This is a genomic window from Kitasatospora sp. NPDC059803, assembly GCF_042732255.1.
Lineage (GTDB): Bacteria > Actinomycetota > Actinomycetes > Streptomycetales > Streptomycetaceae > Kitasatospora.
In genome coordinates, this window is sequence record NZ_JBHWIJ010000017.1 from 1 (window position 1) to 26,268 (window position 26,268).

The 26,268-nt window shown below is 72.6% G+C and carries 24 protein-coding genes and 1 riboswitch; of the genes, 9 read left to right on the forward strand and 15 right to left on the reverse strand.

Annotated elements, in window-relative coordinates; genetic code table 11:
• The first annotated feature begins 136 nt into the window (after positions 1-136).
• Positions 137-859, forward strand: coding sequence for a GntR family transcriptional regulator (locus ACFV6I_RS04635; RefSeq protein WP_063352252.1), 723 nt, complete (start codon positions 137-139; stop codon positions 857-859).
• 90 nt (positions 860-949) lie between these two features.
• Here ACFV6I_RS04635 and ACFV6I_RS04640 read toward each other — a convergent pair whose 3' ends face one another.
• The 6 genes from ACFV6I_RS04640 to ACFV6I_RS04665 form a co-directional block, all read right to left on the reverse strand.
• Positions 950-1,732: a MerR family transcriptional regulator gene (locus ACFV6I_RS04640; RefSeq protein WP_380423558.1), complete on the reverse strand. Its 783-nt coding sequence runs from the start codon at positions 1,730-1,732 to the stop codon at positions 950-952.
• Positions 1,733-1,779: 47 nt separating this feature from the next.
• Positions 1,780-2,946, reverse strand: coding sequence for a serine hydrolase domain-containing protein (locus ACFV6I_RS04645; RefSeq protein ID WP_380423559.1), 1,167 nt, complete (start codon positions 2,944-2,946; stop codon positions 1,780-1,782).
• Between the two features lie 193 nt (positions 2,947-3,139).
• Entirely contained in the window at positions 3,140-4,042 is a 903-nt protein-coding gene (locus tag ACFV6I_RS04650) for a phosphotransferase family protein (protein ID WP_380423560.1), read from the reverse strand.
• Between the two features lie 294 nt (positions 4,043-4,336).
• Entirely contained in the window at positions 4,337-5,050 is a 714-nt protein-coding gene (locus ACFV6I_RS04655; protein WP_380423561.1) for a TNT domain-containing protein, read from the reverse strand.
• Between the two features lie 341 nt (positions 5,051-5,391).
• Positions 5,392-5,853, reverse strand: coding sequence for a hypothetical protein (locus ACFV6I_RS04660; RefSeq protein ID WP_380423562.1), 462 nt, complete (start codon positions 5,851-5,853; stop codon positions 5,392-5,394).
• A 339-nt stretch (positions 5,854-6,192) separates the two neighbouring features.
• Positions 6,193-6,924 (reverse strand): SDR family oxidoreductase, encoded by a 732-nt coding sequence (locus ACFV6I_RS04665; RefSeq protein WP_380423563.1) that lies wholly within the window; start codon positions 6,922-6,924, stop codon positions 6,193-6,195.
• Between the two features lie 94 nt (positions 6,925-7,018).
• On the opposite strand from ACFV6I_RS04665, the gene ACFV6I_RS04670 reads away from it, so the two are divergent.
• Together ACFV6I_RS04670 and ACFV6I_RS04675 are read left to right on the forward strand one after the other, a co-directional pair.
• Entirely contained in the window at positions 7,019-7,870 is an 852-nt protein-coding gene (locus tag ACFV6I_RS04670; protein WP_380423564.1) for a LysR family transcriptional regulator, read from the forward strand.
• 346 nt (positions 7,871-8,216) lie between these two features.
• Positions 8,217-8,678, forward strand: coding sequence for a hypothetical protein (locus ACFV6I_RS04675; RefSeq protein WP_380423565.1), 462 nt, complete (start codon positions 8,217-8,219; stop codon positions 8,676-8,678).
• Positions 8,679-8,809: 131 nt separating this feature from the next.
• Here the strand turns inward: ACFV6I_RS04675 and ACFV6I_RS04680 are convergent, their stop codons facing one another.
• From ACFV6I_RS04680 to ACFV6I_RS04705, 6 genes are all read right to left on the reverse strand, one after another.
• On the reverse strand, positions 8,810-9,754 hold the full coding sequence (locus ACFV6I_RS04680) for a nitrilase-related carbon-nitrogen hydrolase (protein WP_380423566.1): 945 nt from the start codon (positions 9,752-9,754) through the stop codon (positions 8,810-8,812).
• Positions 9,755-10,037: 283 nt separating this feature from the next.
• Positions 10,038-11,504 (reverse strand): MATE family efflux transporter, encoded by a 1,467-nt coding sequence (locus ACFV6I_RS04685; RefSeq protein ID WP_380423567.1) that lies wholly within the window; start codon positions 11,502-11,504, stop codon positions 10,038-10,040.
• Between the two features lie 37 nt (positions 11,505-11,541).
• Positions 11,542-12,573, reverse strand: a complete 1,032-nt coding sequence (locus tag ACFV6I_RS04690) for a cysteine synthase family protein (protein WP_063352242.1) — start codon at positions 12,571-12,573, stop codon at positions 11,542-11,544.
• Between the two features lie 38 nt (positions 12,574-12,611).
• Positions 12,612-13,955 (reverse strand): Y4yA family PLP-dependent enzyme, encoded by a 1,344-nt coding sequence (locus ACFV6I_RS04695; protein WP_380423568.1) that lies wholly within the window; start codon positions 13,953-13,955, stop codon positions 12,612-12,614.
• Positions 13,946-14,935 (reverse strand): ornithine cyclodeaminase family protein, encoded by a 990-nt coding sequence (locus ACFV6I_RS04700; protein WP_244293805.1) that lies wholly within the window; start codon positions 14,933-14,935, stop codon positions 13,946-13,948. Before ACFV6I_RS04700 ends, ACFV6I_RS04695 begins: the two co-directional genes overlap by 10 nt.
• A gap of 92 nt (positions 14,936-15,027) precedes the next feature.
• Positions 15,028-16,008 (reverse strand): TauD/TfdA family dioxygenase, encoded by a 981-nt coding sequence (locus ACFV6I_RS04705; RefSeq protein WP_380423569.1) that lies wholly within the window; start codon positions 16,006-16,008, stop codon positions 15,028-15,030.
• A gap of 381 nt (positions 16,009-16,389) precedes the next feature.
• Between ACFV6I_RS04705 and ACFV6I_RS04710 the strand changes: the two genes are divergently transcribed.
• From ACFV6I_RS04710 to ACFV6I_RS04725, 4 genes are read left to right on the forward strand one after another with little or no spacing between them, the layout of a single operon-like run.
• Positions 16,390-17,946 (forward strand): ABC transporter substrate-binding protein, encoded by a 1,557-nt coding sequence (locus ACFV6I_RS04710; RefSeq protein ID WP_063352238.1) that lies wholly within the window; start codon positions 16,390-16,392, stop codon positions 17,944-17,946.
• A complete protein-coding gene (locus ACFV6I_RS04715; RefSeq protein WP_380423570.1) occupies positions 17,943-18,941 on the forward strand; it encodes an ABC transporter permease in 999 nt (332 codons plus the stop codon). Before ACFV6I_RS04710 ends, ACFV6I_RS04715 begins: the two co-directional genes overlap by 4 nt.
• Entirely contained in the window at positions 18,938-19,789 is an 852-nt protein-coding gene (locus ACFV6I_RS04720; protein WP_380423571.1) for an ABC transporter permease, read from the forward strand. Before ACFV6I_RS04715 ends, ACFV6I_RS04720 begins: the two co-directional genes overlap by 4 nt.
• Positions 19,786-21,300 (forward strand): ABC transporter ATP-binding protein, encoded by a 1,515-nt coding sequence (locus tag ACFV6I_RS04725; protein ID WP_380423572.1) that lies wholly within the window; start codon positions 19,786-19,788, stop codon positions 21,298-21,300. Before ACFV6I_RS04720 ends, ACFV6I_RS04725 begins: the two co-directional genes overlap by 4 nt.
• A gap of 3 nt (positions 21,301-21,303) precedes the next feature.
• Here ACFV6I_RS04725 and ACFV6I_RS04730 read toward each other — a convergent pair whose 3' ends face one another.
• The 3 genes from ACFV6I_RS04730 to ACFV6I_RS04740 all read right to left on the reverse strand — a co-directional run bounded on the left by ACFV6I_RS04730 (position 21,304) and on the right by ACFV6I_RS04740 (position 23,442).
• Positions 21,304-21,846, reverse strand: coding sequence for a MarR family winged helix-turn-helix transcriptional regulator (locus ACFV6I_RS04730; RefSeq protein ID WP_380423573.1), 543 nt, complete (start codon positions 21,844-21,846; stop codon positions 21,304-21,306).
• A gap of 199 nt (positions 21,847-22,045) precedes the next feature.
• Positions 22,046-22,993 carry a M48 family metalloprotease gene (locus ACFV6I_RS04735; RefSeq protein WP_380423574.1) on the reverse strand — a complete coding sequence of 316 codons (948 nt, stop codon included), beginning with the start codon at positions 22,991-22,993 and terminating at the stop codon, positions 22,046-22,048.
• A complete protein-coding gene (locus ACFV6I_RS04740) occupies positions 22,984-23,442 on the reverse strand; it encodes a BlaI/MecI/CopY family transcriptional regulator (RefSeq protein ID WP_380423575.1) in 459 nt (152 codons plus the stop codon). Before ACFV6I_RS04740 ends, ACFV6I_RS04735 begins: the two co-directional genes overlap by 10 nt.
• 266 nt (positions 23,443-23,708) lie before the next feature.
• A riboswitch (cobalamin riboswitch) is annotated at positions 23,709-23,900 on the forward strand.
• Positions 23,901-24,116: 216 nt separating this feature from the next.
• Between ACFV6I_RS04740 and ACFV6I_RS04745 the strand changes: the two genes are divergently transcribed.
• Together ACFV6I_RS04745 and ACFV6I_RS04750 are read left to right on the forward strand one after the other, a co-directional pair.
• The gene (locus tag ACFV6I_RS04745) at positions 24,117-25,616 is read left to right on the forward strand and encodes a CoA-acylating methylmalonate-semialdehyde dehydrogenase (protein ID WP_380423576.1); all 1,500 of its coding nucleotides are present in this window, start codon (positions 24,117-24,119) and stop codon (positions 25,614-25,616) included.
• A 7-nt stretch (positions 25,617-25,623) separates the two neighbouring features.
• Positions 25,624-26,268 (forward strand): acyl-CoA dehydrogenase family protein (locus ACFV6I_RS04750; RefSeq protein ID WP_380423577.1); only part of this gene is annotated, 645 nt, incomplete at its 3' end.

Here is a 26,268-nt window from a genome sequence, read left to right on the forward strand (position 1 = left end):
GACCCCGGCCATCTCCTCAGGTGTCACACACCACCAACGACACAACCCACCAACAGACACGCCACTACCGCACAGACCTGACCAAGCCCTACTAGTGTGCTCCTGAGTGACTGTCACCCCGACCGAGGAGTAGCGCATGGCCGGCTCCAAGACGTTCACCGCGATCGCCGATCACTACCGGCAGGCGATACTCACCGGCGAACTCGTTCCAGGCGAGAAACTCCCGACCAACAGGGAGATGTGCCAGCGGTGGAACGTCGCAGCGGCAACCGTCAGCAGGGCCTTGAACCAGCTGATGGTGGAAGGGCTCATCAGGACGAGTCCGCGTGGCACGTTCGTCGCGGACGAGGTGACGTCGACCGCGACGGGACGGGACCGGCTGACCACGGTCCAGCGGCTCAGGTCCAGCCTGATGGAGGGCGAAACCAGCCGGGTCACGGCCGCCGAGCTGGTGGTGCCCCCGTTGTACGTGCAGGACATCTTCAACCTTGATCCCGGCGATCAGCTGGTCAGGCGCGAGTACATCGCGGGCCGGGGCCGGAGCCGGACCATGCTGGCGGTCGTCTGGTACCCGGCGCACTTCGCCGCGCTGGTGCCGGATCTGCTCTCGACGGCGCCCGGCAAGAACGCGGGTCTCACTGCGAAAGTGCTCGACGCTTCCGGCCGGACGATCACGCATGCCCGGGATGACATGCATGCCCGGGAGTGCGATGCCCGAGAGGCATCGGCCCTGGGTCTTCGCGTGGGATCCCCGGTCCTGGGCGGGGTGCATCGCTGGTCGGACGACGAGGGCGTGATCGAGTTCGGCCTCTGGGTCGTCCCGACCCGAGTCACGGTCGGCTACGAGTACGGCGCCTGAGCCCCCGACACCTGCGCCACCGACAAACGCATAAGCCGCCCCGGCCCCGTAGGCCGGGGCGGCTTCCTCGAATGATCGGTCCCGTCTCGGTCAGGGGGAGTCCGGCCTGGGGATGCGGACGTTGGCGGAGCGGAGCCTGGTCTCGACCAGCGCGACCAGCCGGGCCTCGGCCGATCCCTGTTCTTCGCCGTGGTGGGCGATCAGCTGGTACCGGGTCGCGGCTTCGGTGCGGGCTTGGAGGCCGGTCACGATCTTCAGCTGGGCGGGGTTGGCGAGGAAGTGGTCGGCCGCGGCGGTCGCGAGTTCGGCGATGCGCGGGTCGTCCGGCTCCCAGGCCGCGGCTTCGGCGCCGCGCTTGAGCAAGGCGACGAACCGGCTGTCCAGCAGGGCGTGTTCGACATGGGTGAGGTAGTCGTCGAAGCCTTCCGGGACCAGGGCCCTGGCCAGCACCCAGCCCTCCCTGGTGGCCGCCGCCTCGTCCGGGGTGAAGCCGAGGTCGGCCATCCGCTCCAGCAGTGCCACGGCGCGGTCGGGCAGCAGCGCCCGGTCGCCGTCGGTGAGCCGGTGCAGGGTGTCGCGCCGCGCGGTCAACTCCTCGATCCGCTCGGTGAGTTGACGTTCGACGTCGGCGAGCTTGGCGGTGAACAACGCGGCGTCGGCGTCGAGCAGGGGCCCGGTCTCGGCCAGCGGCACCCCGGCGGCGGCCAGCGTCCGGATCTGCACCAGCCGCAACAGGTCGGCCGATCCGTACCGCCGGTATCCGGAGCTGTCGCGTTCCGGCTCCTCGGCCAGGCCGAGCTTGTGGTAGTGCCGCACCGTCTTCACCGTGATGCCGACGAATGCCGCCGCCTGCCCGATCGTGACTCCGTTCATCCGCCAATCCTGCCCCGTATTCGAACTCGGCGGCTACGCACGCCACATCAGTCCGTCGGCCGGGACGGATCGGCCGGCCCGCCGCAGAACACCTCGTCGACGAGCCTGTGCATCGCCTGCTGGAACGCCCCGCCGATGGACAGGTCGGCGTCGTCCACGCAGTTCAGCGCGGCGGTCAGGGTCCGGCTGCCGTCGGGCGTGCTGTACATCAGCGCCGCGTGGCCCACGGCGGCGCCGTTGTGGGAGACGACGGTGGCGCCGCCGTCCGTCGTCACCACGAACACGCCCAGGCCGTAGTCCATGTTCGGGATGCCCGTCGGGTGCGGGGTGCACATCTGCGCCAGCAGCGGGGCCGGCAGGAGCCTGCCGCCCAGCAGTGCGGAGATGAACGTGTGGAGATCCCGGGTGGTGGAGATCATGTCGCCGCCGCTGGAGATCCAGGAGGGGTTCTGGCGGGTGATGTCGATCGTCCTCTGCTCGCCGGCGTCCTCGTACCGGTAGTAGGCGTGGGCGTGCGGTTCGGGGATCTCCGACGAGGCGCCCGGCAGCACGGTGCCCGACAGCCCGAGCGGCCCCAGGACCAGCCGCTGCATCTCCTCGGCGACCGGGCGGCCGGTGACCTTCTCGATCAGCAGCCGGGCCAGCACGTAGTTGGTGTTGGAGTAGCTCCAGCCCGCCCCCGGCTCGAACCGGGCCGGCCTGGACAGCGCCAGCCGTACCAGCTCCTGCGGCCGGTAGGTCTTGAACCGGTTGTCCATCCACTCCCTGCCCGTGGTGCCGTAGGGGATGGGGATGCCCGGCGCGACCGTCCCGTCGGCGTAGACCTCGCCGGTGTGGTTGAACACCCCGCTGGTGTGCTGCAGCAGCATCCGCACCGTGATCCGCCCGTCCAGCCCGAACTCGGGCAGGTAGTGCGCCGCCGGGGTGTCCAGCCCGACCTTGCCCTCGGCCACCAGTTGCAGCACCAGGGTCGCGGTGAAGGTCTTGGTATTGCTGCCGATCCGGACGTGCCCGTCCGTCGGCGGCTTCGCGGCCCCGCCCAGTTCGGCCGCCCCGGCGCTGCCGACCCACGCGCCCCGCTCGTCGTGCACGCGCAGCGACACCCCGGTGAAACCGGAGTCGACGATCTCCTCGATCGCCTTCTGCAGTTCCGGGCGGTCGGTCCGCAGGGTGCTCTCGTCCTGGTCGGAAGGGCCGGAAACGGGGAGTGACATGGTGGTGTGCTCCTTCGCATCGGTGACGCCCGGGTCGGCGTCGCGCCGTTGCGAGGAGCTTGAGCCCTGACCCAGGGTCAACCTCAACGGTGATCTGGCTCACAGGCGGGCGGGGGCTCGGTCGTCCGTGTCGCCGCCGGCGTCGCGTCCGGCGCGCCTTGCGCCGCACACCGGGCACAGGCGCGGGCCACTGTCACACGAGCAGCGCCTCGAACTCCGGAAGTCGGCCGAACAGGTCGGGGAGGCCGCGCAAGCCGTTGCGCACGGACTCGTGCGACAGCGCGAGGTCAGGGCCGGTGCTCGACTCGACACCGGCGAGGCACCGGAGGATGTTCCACCTCGTGTGCCCCAGCCAGCCGCCGATCATGAACACGAACCAGCTCGGACCTGGCGGCGGCAGCGCTCCGCCCCCCGCGACATAGCCGTCGAGGACCGAGCGGAAGACGGCGGGCTCGATGTGGTCGAAGCCAGGCCCCTTCGCGAGGCTCAGCGCGGTCGAGCCGAGCTCACCGGACAGGTCGAGCATTCCCGAGAGCTCCCAGTCGAGCACCACCGGCCGACCCTCCCGAGCGAGCAGGTTCCACGGGTGGATGTCCTTGTGGGTCAGCACGACGGGGCCCGGCCGTTCGCAGGTGTCGACGAAGTGGGCGATCGCGAGGAACGTCTCGACGCGAGAGGCGAGTTCGTCGGCCCACGGTTGTCCGGTCGCCGCCGCCCGCGCGGCGAGCTCGGGCCAGTCCCGTGACGTCGGTTCCTCGATCGGCACATGGGTCCACGCGACGTCGAGCGCGTGGATGCGCGCGAGGATCTCACCGATCTCGAACGCGTACGCCGCCGACACCGGTGCTTCGGGCACCTTCTCTCCCTCGACCCATCGGTGCACGAGCGTGTGCTGGCCGGCCGAGATCGGCTCCGGCATCGGGATGCCGGCGGCGAAGGCCGCCCGCTCAAACCTGAACACGTCCTCGACGCGATAGGTCCAGCGGCGGTCGACGAGGTTCAACTCCTTCACCGCGAACGACCCTTGGTCGGTGTCGAGCCGGTACATCCGGTTGGCGAACCCGCCGTGGACACGGATCATCGGTCCGATCGGCACGCCGAGATGCGAAAGGTTCACCCACGCATGCTAGGGGCCGGCAGTCATCGATGCACCGGACTTTCCCGCGCCATGGTGCGGAGGTGCTGCGGAGGTGCTGCGGAGGGTGCTCAACCCGCACGCCGAGCGAGAGGCAGCGGCGGTAGGAGCGGGAGTGCCGAAGGCCGGACCGTCCCGGTGTCGCCGCAGGTCACAGACCCGTGCCGACTGCCGCGCCGGCCCCGCCGGGCGCGTTGCCGGGCGGGGCGGGTGTCGGTTGCCGACCGTGCGCAGCGCGGTCTGCCCGGGTGGGGGTCAGGCGGCGTCGTTGCCCGTCAGACAGAAGTTCTTGTCGGCGACGTGTTCGGTCAGGTACCCGGCGGTGATGAGGGCGGCGACGTCGTACGTGCCCGGGATGTCGCCCGGCTTCAGGGTCGGGTCGAGCCATTGCTGGAGTCCGTTGCCCGGCTGGGAGAACGCGCCCGCGATGTGCCCCTGCTGGACCTGGAACGGCTTCTGCACCTCGAAGCAGTGGTAGTTGTCCTCGCCTCCGTTGAGGGAGTCCGGCGGAAGGGCGCGCTGGGGGAACGGCGTGCCGCCGGGGGCGAGGAACGAGCCGTAGGCGCTGTTCCCGAAGCGGTCCAGCTTCTGGTGCTCCGTCATGCTCTGTACGGCCATGTCGAGGGTGCCGTTGTTGTCGGTGAAGCCGTTGTTGTCCGGGTACTTCCACCCCCTCCAGTCCCGGTACCAGTCCAGGAAGCGCACCGGCGTCACTCCGCCCAGCCGGTCGTAGCCCGCCAGCAGCTTGGTCACCACGGAGTCCGTCGGCAGGGTGACCGGGCCGAGTTCCTTCCGGGTGCAGAGGTAGTCCTCGGCGCCGGCGTCGCGGACCTTGGGGACGCCCGCGCACTCCGTGATCGGCACCCCTCGGGAGGCGGAGGACTGGGCGGCGGCGGTGCCGGTGGCGGCCAACCCCGTCAGGGGTAGGGCGACCGCCAGCGAGAGGGCGGCGAGAGCGGGGGTGCGCATGGGTGGGCGACTCCGTTCGGGGGGCGGGGCGGGGAGGGCTGCGGCCATCGGCTCGTACGGCGGACCGTGTGCCCGCTGGACCCGCGCACAGTTACGCACGGCGATTTGCCTTCGTGCACGCACAAGGCCTCCGGCGCCGCTGGTGCCCACCCGTTCGGCCGATCTCGGTGTCGGCTGTCGCGCTTCGGCGCGGAGGGCCCGGTCGGAACCCGGAGAGCACCTCCTGCTCGGTGGAGCGCGTCACGGCGTCGGACGGGCCCGGAAACCGAGGTGGTGCGGGGCCACGCCAAGGGCAACGGCGAGTGCCTGCCCTTGGCGTGGAGAGGAAGTGAGGAGGTGTGTCAGCTGGTCGACTCGGTGGCCGGCCAGTTCTCGGTGATGTCGAAGGCGTACTCAAGCTCCCCGAGTGTCGTGCCGTTGTCGTCCACGAAGGTTGACTTGGCGGTGTAGTTGCCGCGGGACAGCCGCCCGCTCGGAGCCTCCTCCCAGCCGTGCCGGGGAAGGCGCACCGTGTGCTCCTTGTCCTGCGGGCCGAATGAGCCGAGCATCTGCTGGTCCTTGGAGACCTTGAGACCCTTGCGGAAGACTGCGGAGACGTACTTGAGGCCGGACACGATGTCACCGCTCACCGTGAAGCTGTAACTGAGCCTGTAGTGGGCACCTTCGGCGAGGACGAACGGAGTCTTCTTCAGATCGGCGAGCACCTGCGGGTCGTCAAGGCGCCACGTGGTGGAGGGTCGGCCCTCTATGTCCAGGGTCAGCGTGCGCAGGGTGGCGCCAGTTACGGTCTCGTTCTCAGGCATTCCGTCTCCATCGTGTGTGTCGCGGGGCAGAACCGGGCCGCCGAACTCGGCGGTCCGGAACGAAGGGAAGCACAACCGGTGGTGGATCCGGAGTCGAAGTCGCGGAACCTGACAGAACCTCAACTTGATGATCTAGGATGTCGCCACCTCGCCCCGGGAAGCCCCGGCTGAACCGCTCTTCGCCGGTCGCGACGCCCGGCATGGCAGCCTTCTGTCAACCGGTTCGCCTTCGCAGTGACCAGGCGCTCGGGACAGGACAAGACCATGCGGGTGTGGTGACCTTGCGATGCGGATCCCCGGGCGCCGGAGTGGCGGCCGGGGCGGCGGCCGCCGTGCGCATCACCAGGGCACTACGCCGGCGTCCTCGAAGAACTGGCCGGTCGGGCCGTCGTCGGGCAGGGTCGCGAGTTTGATCGCGATCGCCGCGCCCTGTTCGGGGGTGCGCACGCCGTGGAAGCCGTTGAGGTCGGTCGCGACGTAGCCGGGGCAGCCGGCGTTGATCAGGATGTTCGTGCCGCTCAGCTCCCGGGCGTACTGGAGGGTGACGGCGTTCAGGAACGTCTTCGACGGCGCGTACGCCACGGCCACCGGACCCGCCGTCTGCTCGGGGGCGGCTCCTGACTGTCGGGTGAGGGAGCCGACGCTGCTGGACATGTTCACGATCCGGGGTGAGGCGGAGCGCCGCAGCAGCGGCATCATCGCGTTGGTGACGCGGATGACGCCGATCACGTTGGTCTCCACGACCGTCCGGATGGTGGCGGGGTCGACCCGGGTGGGTTCCTGCGGCATGCCGCCGGCGATGCCGGCGTTGTTGACGAGCGCGTCGAGGCGCCCGGCCCGTTCCTCGATCAGCCGGGCGGCGGCGGTCGCGCTCGCGTCGTCGGTCACGTCCAGCGGTACGCCGAACGCGTCGACGCCGGCCGCGCGCAGCCTCTCCACCGCGGCCTCGCGGCGCTGGTCGTCGCGGGCGCCGACGCCGACGCTCCAGCCGAGGGCGCCCAGGCCTGCGGCGATCTCGTAGCCGATTCCCTTGTTCGCGCCGGTGACCAGCGCAGTCGTTCGTTCGCTCATGGGGCCATGCTGCCCGCGGCCCCCGGTGGGGGTCCAAGACCGATCGGGTGGGCACCGATACCGTCCGGGTATTGATCCGGAGTACCGTGGCCGGATGGAGACCCGGGAACTGCGCTACTTCGTCGCCGTCGCCGAAGAGCTGCACTTCGGGCGCGCCGCGCAGCGCCTCGGGATCGCGCAACCGCCGCTGTCACGGGCGATCCAGCAGCTCGAACGTCGGCTCGGGGCAGCGCTGCTGGACCGGACCAGCCGCACCGTCACGCTGACCGAGGCCGGCTCGGTCCTGCTGGTCGAGGGCCGGGCGGTCCTGGAGGCGGTCGACGCCGCCGAGCGTCGGACCCGCCGCGCCGCCGCTTCCCCCACCGGCGGCCCCGGCCTGGTCCTGGTCACGAAGGCCAGCGCGTCCAGCGAACTGCTGGCGGAACTGCTCGACGCGTACGCCGCCGAACCGGGCTCGGTCCCCGTCGACGTCATCCTGTGCGGCCCGGCCGAGCAGGGACGACTTCTGCGCGAGGGCCGGGCCGACGTGGCGCTGCTGCACCGGCCGTTCGACTCGACGGCCGGGCTCCACGCCGAGGCGCTCAGCACGGAGGGCCAGGTGGCGGTCCTGCCGGCCGGGCATCCGCTCACCGTCCGGGACCACGTACACATGGCCGACATCACCGGGCTGCCGGGCCTGCCGCTGCCACGCTGGCCCAAACCCGACGGCACCTACGCACCCGGACCCGGCCCCCAAGTCCGCGACCACGCACAGTTGTTGCAGCTCGTCGCGCTCGGCCGGGCTTGCGCGGCCTCACCGGAGTCGTGCCGCGCCCAACTGCACGGTGGCCTCGCCGCGGTGCCCGTGCTGGACGCGCCGAAAGTCACCACCGTGATCGCCTGGCCACCGCACAGTCGGTCCAGGGCCGTCGCCGACCTCGTCCGGACGGCGACACGTCTCCCGTAGTTCCCACATGTCCGGCCGGGTTCCACCTGTGGTGGCCCGGTTCATCGTGCTCGTCAGATGGCTCCCCGGGTCCCTCGGGTCCATCGGTACGCGCGCGCCTTGGTGTCAGCTGTCACGCTTCGGCGCCACCTGCGGAGCCTCCCCGGTGGTGCCGTAGCATCCGGATGGCACAACGCACACCTGTCATCGGGGGAGAGTACTGCACTTGTTGAAGAGATCGACGGCCGTGCCGTCCGGGGCGGCCGTCCGGGCGGCCTGCGCGGCCGTGTTGATGGTGTCGGGCGCCCTGGTGCTCGGCTCGTGCTCGTCCGTGGGGTCGCCGGGCGGAGGATCTGGAACACCGAGCGTGCCCACACGTGTCGAGTCCCGGGAGGAGGCGCTGGCCCGGACGGATCGGGTCCAGGACCACGTGCGCGAGCTGACGGGCCTTGAGCGCGATCCGTGGAGCAAGCTCGTCGGCTACTACAGGTGCCAGGGGCGGGGGTTGGGTGTGGCCGATGAGGGCGAGGCCTACCAGCTCAGCTCGGGGGTCCTGTTGAAGGCCGAGGACGACAAGCGCCCCGAGGTGCTGCGGGCGCTGCGGGAGAAGCTCGCGGGCGAGGGCTTCAAGATCACCTCGTTGGCGTCCGGTTCGGACGCTCAGTCCACCGCGCCCACCTGGGAGTTCGATGCCGTCCACGAGTCGGACGGCTACACCGTTTCGGCGGGTGCGTCGAAGCCCGGCCAGGGTGTGAGTGTGATGGTCGTCCTGTCCTGCCAGGCCCCGCCCACCGGCGCGGCTTCGCCCACTCCGACGGCCACCGGCTGAAACCGGTGCGGCGGGTGCGTCAACTGCGCTGTTGGGCAGGGTAGTTGACGCCGGCCCCGGCGCGCATCCGGCGCCCGACGGGGCGAAAGGGGCGGCGGGACGCCCCGGCGGGGGTGCGCCGGGGCGTCCGGTCAGGCGTCGGTGCGGCTCGCTGCGGTCAGCGGGGCGTACAGCTCGGGGCGGCGGGTGCGCAGGAGGCCGAACTCCCGCCAGTCCCGGCACTGGTCGAGGTCGAGGTCGGCGACCAGGACGGCGGGCCGGTCGCGCGGGGCGCGGAGCAGGATCCGGCCGTACGGGTCGGAGATGAACGACGAGCCGTAGAAGGTGGACCGGCCCTCCGTCCCGATCCGGTTGGGCACGATCATGAACAGCGCGTTGGCGAGGCCGTTGGCGCTGATGGCGTGCTCCCACATGGGCCGGGTGTCGAAGTCCGGGAGGTCCACCTCGGAGCCGATGGCGGTGGGGTGGACGAGGACTTCGGCGCCGCCGAGCGCGTAGGCGCGGGCGAGTTCGGGGAACCACTCGTCCCAGCAGGTGGGGAAGCCGAAGGCGGCGCCCTGGTGGGTCAGGACGGGGAACCCGCTGTCGCCGGGGCGGAAGCACAGGTCCTCGCGGTAGCCGGGGAAGGCCGGGATGTGGTTCTTCCGCGTCCGGGCGACGAGGGTACCGTCGCGGTCCACGCAGATGGCCGTGTTGTAGCCGAGGCCGCCGTCCTCGGCGCGCTCGTACAGGGAGGCGTGGACGCTGATGCCCAGTTCCGCGGCGAGTTCGGCGGCGAGGCTGGCGGTGGGCCCGGTTTCGACGTCCTCCAGGTAGCGGGCGGCGCCCTCCGCCATCGGGTCGTCGGTGTTGCAGAAGTAGGGGCTGCGGGTCAGCTCGGGCAGGTACACCATCGTCGCGCCCTGCGCGGCGGCGAGTGCCACGCCCTCGCGCAGCCGGTCGTCGTGCTCGGCCGGGTCGGCGTACCAGCGCATCTGCACGAGCCCGACGCGCAGTGGCGTGCGTTCGGCCGGCCTGGTGCGGCCGGGGGAGCCGAGCGGAGAGCCGAAGGAGGTGAGGACGGCGTACGAGGTCACGGGCGGACCGTCCTCGTCTGCCGGCGGGACGTCCGGCAGGTGCGGGAGGCGGGGCCCCCTGCGGCCGTGCGGCCGGTGGTGGTGGACGTGGTCATGGGTGTTCCTTCTGTTCTCTGGTGCTGGCGCGACCCTGCGGCATAACTGAAAGTTCAGTCAGCTTTGCTGGCGTGGTGAAGAATCTAGCCATGCCGGAACGTTCCGGCAAGGGGCGGGGGCCCGCGAAAGAACGACACGTGCCGCCGGAGGGCGGGGCGGGCCTTGCCCCGGCACCTCCGGCGGGCGGTCAGGCTCCGGCGGAGACGGCCTCGGGCGCCGCGGCGGCCTTCGCGGCGAGGGAGCGGCTGTAGCGGCGCAGGAGGAGGGCGGCGGTGGTGGCGAGGCCGATGAGCAGCCCGAACCAGAGGCCGCGGATGTCGCCGCCGAGGGGGTAGGCGAGGAGCCAGGCGGAGGGCAGGCCGACGGCCCAGTAGCCGATGAGGGTGATGCGGAAGCCGCTCTTGGTGTCGTCGAGGCCGCGAAGCAGTCCGACGCCGATGTTCTGGGCGCAGTCGAAGAGCTGCAGGACGGCGACCATGACGAGGAGGCTGGTCGCGATGGTCAGGCCCTGCTGGTCGGCGGGCGAGTCCGGGTCGAAGTAGGGGCGCAGGACGAGGTCCGGGACGGTGAGGTAGACGATGCCGACGAGGGCGGTGACGACGGCGCCGCAGGCGAGTGCGGTGTTCTTGATCCGGCGGGCGGCGGCGTGCTCGCCGAGGGCGAGTTCGCGGCTGACGTTGATGGAGGCCGCGTGGGAGAGGCCGACGGCGACCTGGAAGACGATGTAGACGAGCTGGTTGACGGCGGTGTGGGCGGCGAGCGCCGCCGGGCCGAAGCTGCCGGCGAGCAGGGCGGTGACGGAGAAGAACCCGGCCTCGGAGCCGTAGGTGGCCGCGATGGGGGTGCCGAGGCCGAGCAGGCGGCGGACGGTTGCCGGATCGGCGCGCCAGAAGTCGAGGCTGAGCAGGGGGGCGAGGTGCGGGTCGCGGCGGGCGGAGGTGTAGAGGGCGAGGAAGGACAGTAGGTAAACGCTGCTGGTGGCGACGCCGATACCGGTGAGGCCGAGCCGGGGCAGGCCCCAGGTGCCGTGGATGAAGGCCCAGTTGAGGGCGGCGTTGACGGCGACGGAGGCGAGGGTGATCTGCAGCAGGGCCTGGGGGCGGCGCATGCCGACGGTGAACTGGCGGACGGCCTGGAACCAGAGGCAGGGCACGAGGCCGGGGGCGAGGGCGGCGAGCATGCCCTGGGCGCGGTGGGCGACGGTGGCGTCCTGGCCGAGCCAGGTGGCGGCCTGGCCGATGAGGACCATCAGGACGGCGCCGGCCAGGCCGGCGAGGGTGGCGACGGCCATCGCGGCCCGCACCAGGCCCCGGACCTCGTGGTCGGCGCCGGTGGCCGGTTCGCTGGCGGTGGCCGGTTCGGTGGCGGCTCCGGTCTCCTTGGCGCCGGTCTCCTCGGCGCCGCGCTCGGCGCGGGCCGCTGCCGCCGCCACCTGGTTGCCGACGGAGGTGACCAGCCCGACGCCCATGGTGCGGAGCTGGTTGAAGATCACCAGGGCGAGGCCGCCGGCGGCCAGCGCCTCGGTGCCCAGGACGCCCATCATGATCGTGTCGGTGGTGGTGAGGGCGACCTGGGCGAGCTGGGTGAGGGCGAGCGGGACGGCGAGGGCGGTGAGGGCGCGGCTGTCGCGCGCCAGGGTGGTCAGCTGCTGCATGGTGGGTGTCAGTCTCTCAATGTCACGTCTCTGGATGTCAGGGCCTGCGGAGTTTGGCGAGGGACTCGTCGATCTCGGCCTCGACGGCCTCGTCGATGAGGTTGCGGGCGGTCATCCAGTCGTCGTTGAAGACGGTATCCATGTACTTCTCGCCGCCGTCGTTGATGAACGCGACCATGACGGCGTCCGGCGGAAGGGCCGTCAGGCGGGCCAGGGCGTCGTGGACGACGCCGCCGGCGGAGCCGCCGATGAGCAGGCCGGTGCGGCGGGCGACGACGCGGGCGGTGGCGAAGGCCTCGACGTCGCCGACCTTGACGCCCTCGTCGATGAGGTCGTAGTCGACGAGCAGGCCGATGGTGGCGCCTTCGGGGGTGCCGGTGCCGGACTGGTAGTAGTCGTGGGCGGGCGGGCCGAAGGCGATGGAGCCCTTCGGCTCGACACCGACGACCGAGACACCGGGCACGTACTTCTTGAGCTCGCGGGCGGTGCCGCACAAGCCGCCGCCGGTGCCGACCGCGCCGATCAGCACGTCGACCCGGTTGTCGAGGGCCTGGGCGATCTCCCGGCCGACCGCGAAGTAACCCACCGCGTTGCTGGGGTTGTTGTGCTGCTCGGTGAAGAACGTGTTGTCCTTGCCGCGGGCCATCTCCTCGGCCAGTTCCTCGCGGGCGGCGGTGTGGAGCTCCTCGCCGTCGGTGTCGGCGTCGACGTACACGAGCTCGGTGCCCATCGCCTTCATGCCGCGCAGCTTGTCGGCGGCGGCGTGGTTGTCGACGACGGCGGTGAAGCGGTGGCCGCGCTCGGCGGCGACGACGGCCAGCCCGAGGCCGGTGTTGCCGGAGGTGGACTCGATGATGTGGCCGCCCTCGCGCAGCAGGCCGCGCTCCTCGGCGTCGAGGACCATCTGCCGGGCCATGCGGATCTTGGCGCTGCCGGTGGGGTTGAACATCTCCAGCTTCAGCAGGAGGCGGGCGCCGTTGTCGGCGCGGGCGAGCTCGAACAGCGGGGTGTAGCCGATGAGGTCGGTCATCCGGGTGACCACCGGGGGGCGGTGGAGGGCGTCGGTCATGGCGAGGGGCGCTTTCTCGGGAGCGGGGCGGTGTCGGGTCACAGGGCCGGGCGGCGGTCGAGACGCCAGCGCAGCCGGCCGTTCTCGTGGTGGATGACGACCTTGGCCGGCAGGGGGAGGTCGTGGAAGGGGGACTCGTTCGAGTCCATCTGGTAGCCGGCGGTGTTGGGGTAGACGAGCAGGTCGCCGACCCGGGGGCGGCGGGGGAAGGCGATCTTGCGCCAGGTGAGCAGGTCGGAGTCGAGGCAGCTGGCCCCGCCCACGCACGCCCGGTACTCCGCGGCGTCCTGGTCGGGGTGCGGGGTGAGGAGCAGGGGGTCGGGCAGGTACTCGCTGTTGAACCACTGCTCGGACAGGCTCAGGCTGCTGCCGTCGACGGTGACGATCCCGTACCCGGGGCGGTCCTTGACGCCCTGGACGGCGAACACCGAGGAGCCGGCCCCGGCCAGCAGGGCGCGTCCGGGTTCCAGCAGCAGCATCACGCCCGCCTCGCGCAGCCGCCCGGCCAGCGGCTCACCCGTGCCGTGGGGGCGGGCGGCGAGGACGGCCCGCAGGGCATCGGCCCCGGCGACGGGCGAGTGGTAGGGGTAGAAGTCGCTCGTGCTGAAGGACTTGCGGGCGTGGTAGTCGTCGGGGCCCTGTTCGGCGAGGAAGGTGTGCCAGGCCTCGGCGGGCACGTAGTCGACGGCGAAGCCGCCGCCGATGCTGATCCGGTCGGCCTGCAGCCCCAGGAGCCGTGCCTTGAGGCAGAGTTCGACGAGTTCTCCGGCGAGGTCGGCGCGGGGCTGCACGTCGTAGCCGGACAGGTGGAAGCTGAAGCCTTCCATCCGGACCCGCTCCTTCGCCGCGGCGCAGCGTAGCAGCGCGGTGTCGAGCTGGTCGTCGGTGAGGCCGAAGCGGCTCCCGGTTCGGGTGGGTGGGAAGCGGCGTAGCAGGATGCGGACGGGTCGGGGGACGTCCAGGTGCAGGACGCGGCTCAGTTCGTCGAGGGAGTCGACGGCTATCAGTGCGCCTTGGAGGGCCGCGACGCGCAGCAGCGGCTCGGCTTTGGCGGGCCCGGTGACGACGAGGTCCTCGCCGCGCACACCGTGGCCGAGGGCTTCGCGCAGCTCGCCGTGGCTGGCGACGTCCACGCCGACTCCCGCGTGGGCGCAGCGTTCGACGAATGCGGCGGCCTTGTTGGCCTTCTTCGCGAAGTACACCGTGCCCTCCACCTCCGCTTCGTCGAGCGCGGCCCGGAAGGCTGCGAGGTTGGCGTCGAAGCGTTCGGGCAGCACGAAGTGGAACGGTCCGCCGAAGGCGTGGGAGAGGTCGTGCAGGAGGTCTCCGGCCGCGATCCTGTCGTGGAGGGGATCGGGGTGGGCGGGAAGGGTCAGCGCCACAGCGCGACCTCGGTGCCGAGGTTCTGGTCGGCGGCGAGCTGGGCGAAGCGGTGGCCCAGCGCGATGTCGGTGACGACCAGGCCGCTGTTGTAGGCGAAGATCCGCTGGCCGGGTGCGGTACGGGCCTGGGAGGCGCCGGAGATGGCGGCGGGCAGCTCCAGGTCGACGGCGGGCAGGTTTCCGTCGGCGTCGGCCATGTCGGTGCCGGTGACGCGCATCTGGGCCTCGCTGGTGGCGATGATGCGGTCGGCTCGGTGCAGCGTGGACGGGGCGAGGCCGTGGCCGACGAGGATCGCGGTCGCGCCGGGCTTCAGCCAGTCGGCCTCGACGGCGGCGGAGGTGTGAGCGCCGGCGGTGGCGACGATGACGTCCGCGTCGTGCGCGGCGCGCTTGAGGTCGGTGACCAACTCCAGCTCACGGCCGGGGAAGTGGCGTTCCAGCTCCTGGCGGACGGCGGCTATGCCGTCGGGGTGGGTGCCGGCCAGCAGCAGCCGCTCCAGCTTCGGCAGTGTGGTGAGCAGGAACGGCAGCGCGAGGCGGCCCTGCGTGCCCGTGCCGATCACCAGCGCCGTGGAGGCGTCGGGGGAGGCGCACTCGCGGGCCAGCAGGGCGGAGACGGCCGGTGTGCGGAGCGAGCCGATGCGCGAGCAGTCCATCATGGCGACCGGTAGGCCGGTGACGTCGTCGTAGACGGTCAGCGTCGTGTAGTAGTGCTGCTCCTCGCGGCCCTTGTCGAGGCCGTGCTTGTACGAGGTCTTGATGGCGACGACGTTGCGCGCCCCGTCGCGGCCGAGCATGGCGTAGGAGACGGAGTGTCCGTCGGCGGGCTTGACGGTGAGTTTGCGCGGGTTGTCGGACTGGCCCGCGGCCAGGGTGCGGTAGGCCTGTTCGACGGTGTCGACGACGTCGGTCAGGGTGATGTCCAGGCCGGCGAGGTCGCTGGTGGAGAGTACGCGCAGGGTGGTGTCGTCCCGGTCCACGGGGGTGCCCTTTCGGATGGGTGAGGCGGCATCTGGAAGGCGGTAAGTCGGTATGGCAGGAGAGCAGGAGAGCAGGAGAGCAGGAAGGCAGGTCAGGCGGTGAGCGCGGCCTGGCCGTAGCCGTGTTCGTCGTGTTCGGCGACCGGGCGGGTGGGGCGGCCCTCGACGCGTACGGAGGCGCGCTTGAGCCAGCGGTCGGTGCCGTCGTAGCGCGCCCGGAAGGGGACGCGGCCGTGGACGACGATGTCGTTGTCGACGACCAGCACGTCGCCCGGCTCCAGGCTCACCGCCACCGAGACGCGGGCGAGTTCGTCCTCCAGGCGCCGGTAGGCCGCGCGCCAGGTCTCGTCGGCGTCCTCGACCGGCGTGTAGGCGGGGTCGAAGCGCATGGTCAGGCCTTCGGGTGCCGAGAAGAGGGTGGGCACCGGTGCGGGTCGGCCGGCGAACTGCTGGGCCTGCTCGTAGGCGTCGTCGGGCAGGATCGGCACGATCGGACGCTTGAGCTGGGCGACGTCCTCGTCGGCAAGGTCGGTGAGGCGGATGCTGGCCGCGGTGGTGGCGATGTTGTCGTGGTTGCGCATGCAGCACAGCAGGAGCAGGTGGGCGCGGCCGGGGTGGAAGGCGTCCTCGGTGTGCGGGGTGAGCAGGACGGAGCTGGAGGCGCCGGTCTGCTCGCTCTCGTGGCCGGGCGAGGGGACGATGTTGTGTACGAACCGGCCTTCCTGCTGGCCGTCCCAGGCGATCGGGGTCCCCATCAGCGTGGAGACGAGCAGCAGCACGACGTCCCACAGCGCGCCCGCGTCCCCGACGGTCGACCAGTGGCCGGGTGTCGGGCCCAGCTCCGCGTCGTCCGGGTGCAGTCCGCGCAGTACGAACAGGCCGTCGGCGGTGTCCACGGGCCGCAGCGCGTGCCGGAGTTCGCGGCTGAGCTGGGCGCACATCACGGGCAGGTCGGCCAGCAGGCGGGGGCTGGTGGCGGAGCCGTGGAAGTCCAGCAGCTTGGCGGCGGTGGCGGTCAGTTCCGCAGTGGCGGCGGTGTCGAGACGGCGTACCGGGGCAGGGCAGGTGGGCACGGCGGGGCCTTCCGTGGGCAGGGGTGGGGAGAGGTGTTGCGGGCACGCGGCATCACCGCGCCGGTGCGGGACGGCGGGCGGGAGCAGCGCGTGAGGCGTGGGGTCCGGGTCGGCTCGGACGGCCGGACGACAGGAAACGTAACAACGACTTCGAGGTAAGGCAAGCCTTACCCGATCAGATGTCTACATTTACGTAGTCTCAGTTCGGGGTGGTGGCGCACCTGCCGCGCGGGGGCAACTCCGCTGCTCGGATTGCTGTTTGCGGCAGGGGGGCGCACGCCCGGTGGGCCGGTGCGCTCCGTCGGGCGGCTTGCGACCCGTCTCAAACTTAGGGTAGGTAAACCTAAGCAAATCGAGTTCAACCCGAATCGAGGAACGAACGTGGGCGTCACCAGACGAGAGCTGCTGTGGGCCGGTGCCGGTATCGGGGCGGCCGGTGCGCTCGCCGCCTGTGGCAGTGGCGCGGGCGGATCCAAGGACGCCGCGTCCGCGGGCGCGGTGTCCTCGCAGCCCCGCGCCGGGGGGACGCTGAAGGTCGGTGCTCTCGGCAAGGCCTCCGCGATCACCCGTGACCCGCACGGCACGCAGGCCAACGAGAGCGACTACCTGATCATCAGTCTGCTCTACGACACGCTGGCCGTTCCCGGATCCACCGCCAACACCGTCCCGCGCCTGGCCTCCTGGAAGCCGTCGGAGGACCTGAAGACCTGGCGCTTCACGATCGCCGACGGCGCGACGTTCCACGACGGCACCCCGGTCACCGCCGCCGACGTGGTCTGGTCGCTGCAGCGCCTGCGCAACACCCCGGCGGGCAAGAGCCGGCTGCCCGGCATCCAGCCCGAGGGCATCAGGGCCGAGGACGCGAAGACCGTCGTCCTGGTCTCCGACTACCCCAACGCGGATCTGCCGCTGCTGACCCGTCTGACCACCTTCGTCCTGAAGAAGGACACCAAGGACGACGCGATCGCCGGGGCTCCCGGCACCGGCCCGTTCAAGCTCGACTGGTACCGCGACGGCAACGCCCGGCTGGTGCGCAACGACAACTGGTACGGCGGCAAGGTGCTGCTCGACGCCGTCGAGGTGCGCCTGTTCGAGAGCCCGCAGGCCATGGCCAACGCCCTGCTCGCCGGGCAGATCGACCTCGCCTCCAACGTCGGCGCCGTCGCCGCCCGCACCGCCGAGGCCCGCAAGGACGTCCAGATCCTGCGCCGCCCCAACGACATGGCGATGCCCGTCGTCATGCGCACCGCCGACGGCCCGTTCGCCGACGCACGGGTGCGCGAGGCCCTGAAGCTGGCGGTCGACCGCGACGCCATGGTCAAGCAGGTCCTCTCCGGCTACGGCAGCGTCGCCAACGACATCCTCGGCACCGGCGACCCCGCCTTCGCCAAGGACATACCGCAGCGGGGGCGCGACCTCGCCAAGGCCAAGCAGCTGCTCTCCGACGCCGGGTTCGACACCTCCCGGACCTACGACCTGATCACCACCGAGGACGTCTCCGGCCTCGCCGAGTCCGCGACCCTGTTCGCCACCCAGGTCCGCGAGGCCGGCGTGAAGATCAACGTCGTGAAGCAGGACTCCAAGGTCTTCTGGGACGCCACCTGGCTCAAGGCGCCGCTCTACACGACGTACTGGGGCACCAACGACTCGGTCGTCTTCTTCGCCTCCAAGACGATGCTCTCCGACGCCGGCCAGAACGAGTCCGCCTTCAAGGACCCCGCGTTCGACGAGGCCTACCGCACGGCCATGGGCACCGCCGACGCCGCCGCGCGCGACAAACTGCTGCACCGGCTCCAGGAGATCGAGTTCGCCGAGTCCGGCTACCTGCTGTGGGGCATGGCCGACGGCATCGACCTCGCCGGAGCCGCCGTGCGCGACCTGCCCAGGCTTCCCGGCTACGGCCGCGTCCAGCTCGACAAGACCTGGCTGGCGCGTTGACCACGCTCCAGCCGGCCGGCGCCCGCGCGCCGCAGGGCACCCCGGCCCGCATCCTCCCCGGTGCGGGCCGGGTCGCCCGGCAGGCGGCCCGGCGCCTGGCCCTGCTCGTCGTCCTGCTCGCCGGCGTCTTCGCCGCCGTCGAGCTGCTCCCGGGCGACGCCGCCGGCGCGACCGCCGAGCGCGGGGTCACCGCCGCCGACCTCGCCGCCCGCCGCAACGCCCTCGGGCTCGACCGCCCGGTGGCCGAACGCTTCTGGGACTGGATGACCGGCCTGCCCACCGGCGACCTCGGCGTCACCGCGCGCGGCCAGCACGTCACCGACATCCTCGCCGGCCCCTTCCCCAACACCCTGCTCCTGGGCACCCTCGCCCTCGCCCTGAGCACCATCGGCGCCCTCGCGCTCGGGAGCTGGGCCGCCCTGCGCCCCGGCGGACGCACCGACCGCGCCATCGACGCCGCCTCCACCGCCGCGTTCGCCCTCCCGGAGTTCGTCGTCTCCGTCGCCCTCCTGCTCCTGCTGTCCCAGTGGACCGGCTGGCTGCCCGCCGTCACCCTCACCGGCCCCGACGGAGCCCCCGAGTCCTGGACCATGCTCGTCCTGCCGGTGCTCTCGCTGGCCGTCCCCCAGATCGGCTGGAACACCCGCATCGTGCGCGGCGCGCTCGCCGACCAGGCCGCGCTGCCGCACGTCCAGGCCGCCGTCCTCGACGGCCTCGCGCGCCGACGCATCCTCAGCCACCACATGCTCCCCGGCGCCCTGTCCGCCATCGCCGTCGGCATCGCCACCTCCGCCGGCATGCTGCTGGGCGGCACCGTCGTCGTCGAGACCCTCTTCAACTACCCCGGCATCGGCGCCGTCCTGGCCGGGGCCATCGCCGACCGTGACACCCCGCTCGTCGCCGGAGTCGTGGCCGCGGCCGGCGCCGCCATCAGCCTGCTCCTGCTGCTGGCCGACCTCATCCGCACCACCGCCCTCGGAGAGGAGCGCCGATGACCGCCGATGCCCCGACCGCAGCGGCCCCCGCGCCCGCCACCCGGGGAAGGAGGCACGTGCTCGTCCGCGCCGTCCCCGCGCTCCTGCTCGTCCTCCTCGCCCTCGCCGGACCGCTCCTCGCCCCTCACCCCATCGACACCCCCGTCACCTTCCCCTACGCCGAAGCCGGCGGCGACGCGCCGCTCGGCGGTGACCAGCTCGGCCGCGACGTCCTCAGCCGCCTGCTGACCGGCGGCGCACCCCTGATCGCCACAGCCGTGGCCATCGCCCTGGTCGTCACGGCGGCGGCCACCGTCCTCGGCATCCTCGCCGTCCTGCGGCCCCGGCTCGGCCGGTGGATCGAACGCGCCGCCGACCTGACGATCCTCCTGCCCTCCGTCCTCGCCATCATGCTCATCGCCCTGGCCTGGCCCGCCGGGGGACGCCTGGCCGTCGCAGCCGCCGCCACCCTCCTGGGCATTCCCTACGCCGTGCGCATCGTCGCCGCGGCAGCCGCCCCCATCGCCGCCACCGGCTACGTCGAGGCCGCGGCCGTCGGCGGCGAACGCCTGTGGCACCTGACGGTCCGCGAGGTGCTGCCCAACCTGCGCTCCACCCTCCTCGCCCTGTTCGGCCTGCGCTTCGTCGAAGGCGTCTACATCGTCTCGGTCGCCGCCTTCCTCCAGCTCGGCCCCCAACCCCCGGAAGCCGACTGGGCGTTGATGATCCGCGAGAACGCCGCCGGGATCACCCTCAACCCCTGGGCGGTCGGCGCGCCGTGCCTGGCCATCGGGCTGCTCGCCATCAGCGTCAACCTCGCCGCCGAAGCCCTCGCCCCCGCCCGGCCGACCCCGGAGACCCCGCTGTGAGCACCGCCGCCCCCGCCGCCCGCGCCACTGGCCTGTCCATCGCCCTCGCGGGCACGCCCCTGCTCACCGACGCCACCGTCGCCCTCACCCCGGGCCGGGTCACCGCCATCACCGGCCCCTCCGGCGCCGGCAAGACCACCCTCCTGCGCGCCCTGGTCGGAGCCTTCCCACCAGGCGCCCGCGTCACCACCGGCACCCTCGACGTCCTCGGCCACGACATCCTCGCCCTCCCGCCCGAGGACCTTCGCCGCCTTCGCCGCCACAAGCTCGCCTTCGTCGGCCAGGACCCGGGCTCAGACCTCAACCCGCGCATGCGCGTCGACCGCCTCCTGACCGAGACCGCCGCCGACCGCCGCCGAACCTCCGTACCCGACCTGCTGCGCGCCGTCCGCCTGCCGGTCGGCGAGCGCCTCGAACACCGCCGCCCCGCAGGCCTGTCCGGCGGTCAGCAGCGGCGTGTCGCCCTTGCCCGCGCCCTCGCCCGACGGCCCGAGATCCTCCTCCTCGACGAACCCACCGCCGGCCTCGACCCGGCCCTGCGCGACGACATCGCCGACCTGCTGCGCGAGATCGCCGACTCCGACGGCCTCGCCATCGCCCTCACCAGTCACGACCCGGACTTCGTCGCCCGCTGCGCCGACGACGTGCTGGCCCTGTGGCCCGACCGCCTTGCCGCGGCCCCGGCTGGGGCCCCGGCTGCGGTTGGGGCTGCGGCGGTGGCCGGGGCTGTGGCCGGGGTTGTGCCGGCAACGGCCGTGCAGGCCGCACGCGTTCGTACCAGGGCCGCCTCCGGAATGCCGCCCGTCGTGGAGGTGAAGGCGCTCAGCGCCGGCATCGGCACGGTCCGCACCCGCCACCGCGTCTTCGCCGCCGTCGACCTCGCCCTGATGCCCGGCACGCTGACCGGGATCACCGGCCCGTCCGGATGCGGCAAGAGCACGCTGCTGCGCACCCTGGCCGGCCTTCACCGGCCCGAGTCCGGCAGCGTCATCCTCCACGGCGAACACCTGGCCCCGTCCTACCGGCGCCGCAGCCGCGACCAGCGCCGCCGCATCCAGCTCGTCCCCCAGAACCCCCTCGGCGCCCTCAACCCGGCCCACACCGTCGGTGCCACCCTCACCCGGCCGCTGAAGCTGCACTTCGGCCTTCCCGCCGCCCGGTGCGAGGAGCGCGTCGCCGAACTGCTCACCGCCGTCGGCCTGCCCCCGCACTACGCGACCCGCCACCCCCACGAACTCTCCGGCGGCCAACGCCAGCGCGTCTCCCTCGCCCGCGCCCTGGCCGCCGAACCCGACGTCCTGCTCTGCGACGAGGTCACCTCCGCCCTCGACACCGACACCGCCGCCGCGCTCATGGACCTTCTCGACGACCTGCGCACCAGCCGGGGCCTGGCGGTGGTCCTCGTCAGCCATGACCTCCCCCTCGTCACCGGCCACGCCGACCACGTCCTGCCCCTCGCGGGCCCCCACCCCGCACCGCTCACCGCGCAGCAGCCCGCCGGCGTCCGCTGACTCCTACTCGGAGATCCACCGTCGGCGCTGTCCGCCGGTGAGCACCCAGCCGGGGCCCGAGGGCGAGGGTGTGCGGCGTCCCGCGCCGCGGGCGGCCGCCGTGCACACCCGCCGCAGCAGGGAGTTGAGTTCGGCGCGCTGGCCCTTCGTCAACGAGGCGAGCAGGTCGCCTTGTACGGCGGATGCGTCGTCGTGCAGCACGTCCAGCGCTGCCTGCCCGGCCGGGGTGATCGTCAGCACCTCCTGCCGCCCGCCGATCTGGACGACCATGGAGTGCACCAGGCCTGCCGACAGGAGGTCGTCCAGTGCCTGGGCGGAGTCGGCCCCGGTTGCGGCGGTTGCGGTTGCGGCGGCGTGCTCGATGAGGTCGCGGCGCCCGTGCGGCCCCAGCTGGGCGAGTGCGGACAGCAGCGCCTGATGGGCCGGGCCCATTCCCCTCGCGTCGAGCCGGTCGGCCAGCAGCCGGTCGACCGCCCTGCCGGCCGTCGACAGGAGGTAGACGGTCTGTTCGAAGGGGCTCGTCGAGCCCGTCCTCCCGTCGTACACACCAGGTCCCATCGTCCGGTGGCCGCCGTGTTCTCGGACCGGGGCCATGGTGGCGGCACCCGCGCGGGGATGCCGAGCCCGGAGGCCGGAGTGAACGCGGCCTCTGATCGCCGGCGGGCGGGCGGCTGCGCCAAGACCCGCACGGGTAAGCCGAGCCTCACCATACCCGGACCCGCACGGTTGGTCTACATCGATGTCGTCAGACCGTGCCGTGAGCCCTCAGGGTCCGGGCCGCGTACTCGACGTACTCGTGCAGCCCGTAGGCCAAGGCCGCGCTGAGCAGGGCCGCGACCGTGACGGCGGCGACCAGGGCGACGGCGGCGTGCGCCCTGCGGCCGGTCGGGCGGGCGGGTGCGGGGCCCAGGAGGGCCTGGACACGCTGGGGCACGGGGCCGGTGCTCACGGACAGCAGGGGCCCGGCGGTTCGGCGGGCGGACGGCGATCCGGCCAGGGCCGCCCGGGCGATGGCGGTCGCGGCGGTGCGCCGGTCGGCGACCGCGGCGGCGGCCTGCTCGTCGGCCCAGCGTTCCAGGTGGTAGTCGAGGTCGGCCCGCAGCCGGGCCAACGCCGGGTGTACGGCGGCGGCGAGGTCGACGGCGGCGGACAGCAGGTGGTGGCGCCCGCGCAGGTGGGCGCGCTCGTGGGCGAGGAGCACCGCGCGCTCCGCCGGGCCCAGCGCGCTCAGCATGCCGGCCGAGACGACGACACGGCCGGGGCGCCCCCGGTGGCCGGGCAGGGCGAAGGCCTCGGCGTCCTTGCCCGCGACCACGAGCAGGTCGCCGTCGCCCGTCGCATCAGCGGTCAGGCCCCAGGCACGGGCGAGGAGCACGCGGTGCCCGCGCCACCGCAGCGTCAGCCGTACGGCCTGGACGGCCAGCGCGGCCCCGGCAGCGCAGGACACCGGCACCACGGCCGGCCACCGGGCGACGACGCCGGACAGCGGCAGGTGCTCCAGGCCTGCCAGGAACGGGACGTGGAACAGCCCGGCGAGTGCCGCGACGGTGCCGCCCGCCAGCAGGACGGCCGCGCCCGTGAGCGCGAGCGAGGCCTCGCGCGGAGGGAGCAGCAGGGCCAGGCGGCGTGCGGCGGGCGCCGCGGCCCAGGGGAGCAGCAGGGCCAGGGCGACGACCGTCAGGATCAGGCCCATGCGTCGTCCTCGGGCCCGGGCCTGCCGGAGTCCGCCGCGGTCGCGGCCCTGGCCCCGGTCTGGGCCCCGGCCTCGGCCTCGGTCTGGGCATCGAGGAGCAGGCGGCGCAGCACGTCCTCGTCGTCCTCGGACAGGGAGGAGACGAACCGCTTCAGCACGAGGTCCCGCTGGGGTTCCTTCTCCAACTCCCGGCGCATGCGCCCGGCCGCCAGTCCGGCGGCGTCCTCCACCGGGGCGTAGGCGAAGGACCGCGCGGGTCGGCTGCGGACCAGGGTCCCCTTCTCGTGCAGGCGCGTGAGGATCGTCGTCACGGTGGTGCGGGCCAGCCCGTGGTCCAGCGCCTCCTTGACCTGCTGGGCGGTCAGCGGCTCGCCGGCCGCCCACAACACCGCCAGCACGTCCGCGACCAGTTCCCCGTGCGGACGCCTGGCGTCCCGACCGACCCTCACATCGTTCTCCCTGTCCCGACACTCCCGGCAGGCACACCTCCGGCAGGCGCACCTCCGGCGCCGACAGCGGTCGGCGGCCGAGGCCTGCCCGCGCCGGTATGGCGAAGATGGGCCCGGCCTGTGTTGCTTAGGTGTGCCTCAGCTAACTTTACGGGCTCGTGGCCCCGCGCTGCCGGGCGCCTGATTTGCGGACACCGTCCGGTCACGTGCCGCTCGGCGCGGTGGAAAGCCGATGGCGCAACGCGCGTGCGGGCCTCTGGACTTACTAGGACGTCCAACTATATGGTCGACGGCAGGTCCGCGGTGTCAGGGAAGCCGGTGTGAGTCCGGCACGGTCCCGCCACTGTGACCGGGGAGTTCGTCCTCGCAGACGAAGGCCACTGGCAGCCAGCCGGGAAGGCCTGGGGGCGTGCGGTGATCCGGGAGTCAGGATACCGGCCGCGGGTGATCCGTGTTTTCCACGAGGATGGAGACGACACGCATGACTCCGAGCTGCTCCCGCTCCACTGCCGCTCCTGGTCGTCCCGTGCCCACGGCCGCCGGGGCCCCGACACCCTGACGTTCCGTTCCGCCGCCGCACGCCCGTGTCGCGGGGCGCACCACCGTGCGCCCGCCGACCGGCGGCGGCCTCCGATCCTCCTCCTCTCCCCACCCCTGTCGAGAGAAGGAACCCGATGGTCCGAGAACTGACCCACTTCGTCGCCGGCAAGCCCACCGCCGGCACCTCCGGTCGCTTCGGCGACGTGTACGACCCCAACATCGGCCGGGTGCAGGCCCGGGTGCCGCTGGCGAGCCGGGCCGAGGTCGAGGCGGTGATCGCCGACGCCGCGCAGGCCCAGCCCGCATGGGCCGCGTGGAACCCGCAGCGGCGGGCCCGCGTCCTGCTGCGCTTCCTCCAACTCGTCGAGCAGGAGAAGGAGGAACTGGCCCGGCTGCTGTCCGCCGAGCACGGCAAGACCGTGGCCGACGCCCACGGGGACATCCAACGCGGCCTGGAGGTCGTGGAGTTCGCCGCCGGCATCCCGCACCTGCTGAAGGGCGAGTTCAGCGACAACGCGGGCACCGGCATCGACGTGTACTCGATGCGCCAGCCGCTCGGCGTGGTCGCGGGCATCACGCCGTTCAACTTCCCCGCGATGATCCCGCTCTGGAAGGCCGCACCCGCCATCGCCTGCGGCAACGCCTTCGTCCTCAAGCCCTCGGAGCGCGACCCCTCGGTGCCGCTGCGCCTGGCCGAGCTGTTCCTGGAGGCCGGGCTGCCGCCGGGCGTGCTGAACGTGGTCAACGGCGGCAAGGAGGCCGTCGACACCCTGCTGGAGGACCCGCGGGTGCAGGCGGTCGGGTTCGTCGGCTCCACACCGATCGCCCAGTACGTGTACGCCACCGCCGCCGCGCACGGGAAGCGGGCGCAGTGCTTCGGCGGCGCCAAGAACCACCTGGTCGTGATGCCGGACGCCGACCTCGACCAGGCCGCGGACGCGCTGATCGGCGCCGGCTACGGCTCGGCCGGCGAGCGCTGCATGGCGATCTCGGTGGCCGTCCCGGTGGGGGAGGAGACGGCCGACGCCCTGGTGGCCAAACTGGTCGAGCGGATCGCCGCGTTGAAGGTCGGGCGCTCGGACGACCCGGCGGCGGACTTCGGCCCGCTGGTCGGCGCCGACGCGCTGGAGCGGGTCCGCGGCTACCTGGACCTCGGGGTCGAGGAGGGCGCCGAACTCGTCGTCGACGGGCGGGACTTCCGGCTGGAGGGGCACGAGGACGGCTACTTCCTCGGCGCCTCGCTGTTCGACCGCGTCACGCCCGACATGCGGATCTACCGGGAGGAGATCTTCGGCCCCGTCCTGACCGTGCTCCGCGCCGCCGACTACGAGGAGGCGCTGCGCCTGCCCGGCGAGCACGAGTTCGGCAACGGCGTGGCCGTCTACACCCGGGACGGCGACACGGCGCGGGACTTCGCCCGCCGGGTGAACACCGGCATGGTCGGCGTCAACGTGCCGATCCCCGTGCCGGTCGCGTACCACACCTTCGGCGGCTGGAAGCGCTCCGGGTTCGGCGACCTCAACCAGCACGGGCCGGACTCGATCCGCTTCTACACCCGCACCCGGACCGTCACCTCGCGCTGGCCCTCCGGGGTCAAGGAGGGCGCGAGCTTCACCATCCCGACGATGGGCTGAGGGCGCCGTGCACGACCTCACAGAGGACCAGCTCGCCATCGCGGCGACCACCCGGGCCTTCGCCCGCGAACACCTGGCGCCGAACGCGGTCGCGTGGGACCAGGCCAAGCACTTCCCGGTGGACGTGCTGCGCAAGGCGGCGGACGTCGGCCTGGCCGGTGTCTACGTCCGCGAGGAGTCCGGCGGCTCCGGGCTCACCCGCGCCGACGGCGTGCTGGTGTTCGAGGCGCTGGCCACCGGCTGCCCGTCCATCGCCGCCTACCTGTCCATCCACAACATGGTCGCCTGGATGATCGACCGCTACGGCGACGACGCCCAGCGCACCCGGTGGCTGCCGGGCCTCAGCGCCATGGCGACCCCCGCCAGCTACTGCCTCACCGAGCCCGGCGCGGGCTCGGACGCGGCGGCACTGACCACCCGAGCCCGCCGGGACGGGGCGCACTGGGTCCTCGACGGCGTCAAGCAGTTCATCTCGGGCGCGGGCGTCTCCCGGGTCTACCTGGTGATGGCCCGCACCGGCGGACCGGGGGCCGGCGGGGTGTCCGCGTTCGTCGTCGAACGCGACGGAGCCGGCGGGGGGGGGGGGGCCCCCGGTGGGGATCTTGTGTGGGGACACCCCCCCCCCCCCCCCCCGCAGCCGGGCGCGGGGCGG

Coding starts and splice junctions, on each gene's coding strand:
- ACFV6I_RS04690 (WP_063352242.1), bottom strand. CDS start 12,573: ATGACCGACGCCCTCCACCGCCCCCCGGTGGTCACCCGGATGACCGAC.
- ACFV6I_RS04655 (WP_380423561.1), bottom strand. CDS start 5,050: ATGCGCACCCCCGCTCTCGCCGCCCTCTCGCTGGCGGTCGCCCTACCC.
- ACFV6I_RS04735 (WP_380423574.1), bottom strand. CDS start 22,993: ATGGGCCTGATCCTGACGGTCGTCGCCCTGGCCCTGCTGCTCCCCTGG.
- ACFV6I_RS04685 (WP_380423567.1), bottom strand. CDS start 11,504: ATGCAGCAGCTGACCACCCTGGCGCGCGACAGCCGCGCCCTCACCGCC.
- ACFV6I_RS04640 (WP_380423558.1), bottom strand. CDS start 1,732: ATGAACGGAGTCACGATCGGGCAGGCGGCGGCATTCGTCGGCATCACG.
- ACFV6I_RS04645 (WP_380423559.1), bottom strand. CDS start 2,946: ATGTCACTCCCCGTTTCCGGCCCTTCCGACCAGGACGAGAGCACCCTG.
- ACFV6I_RS04665 (WP_380423563.1), bottom strand. CDS start 6,924: ATGAGCGAACGAACGACTGCGCTGGTCACCGGCGCGAACAAGGGAATC.
- ACFV6I_RS04720 (WP_380423571.1), top strand. CDS start 18,938: ATGACCGCCGATGCCCCGACCGCAGCGGCCCCCGCGCCCGCCACCCGG.
- ACFV6I_RS04635 (WP_063352252.1), top strand. CDS start 137: ATGGCCGGCTCCAAGACGTTCACCGCGATCGCCGATCACTACCGGCAG.
- ACFV6I_RS04660 (WP_380423562.1), bottom strand. CDS start 5,853: ATGCCTGAGAACGAGACCGTAACTGGCGCCACCCTGCGCACGCTGACC.
- ACFV6I_RS04745 (WP_380423576.1), top strand. CDS start 24,117: ATGGTCCGAGAACTGACCCACTTCGTCGCCGGCAAGCCCACCGCCGGC.
- ACFV6I_RS04670 (WP_380423564.1), top strand. CDS start 7,019: ATGGAGACCCGGGAACTGCGCTACTTCGTCGCCGTCGCCGAAGAGCTG.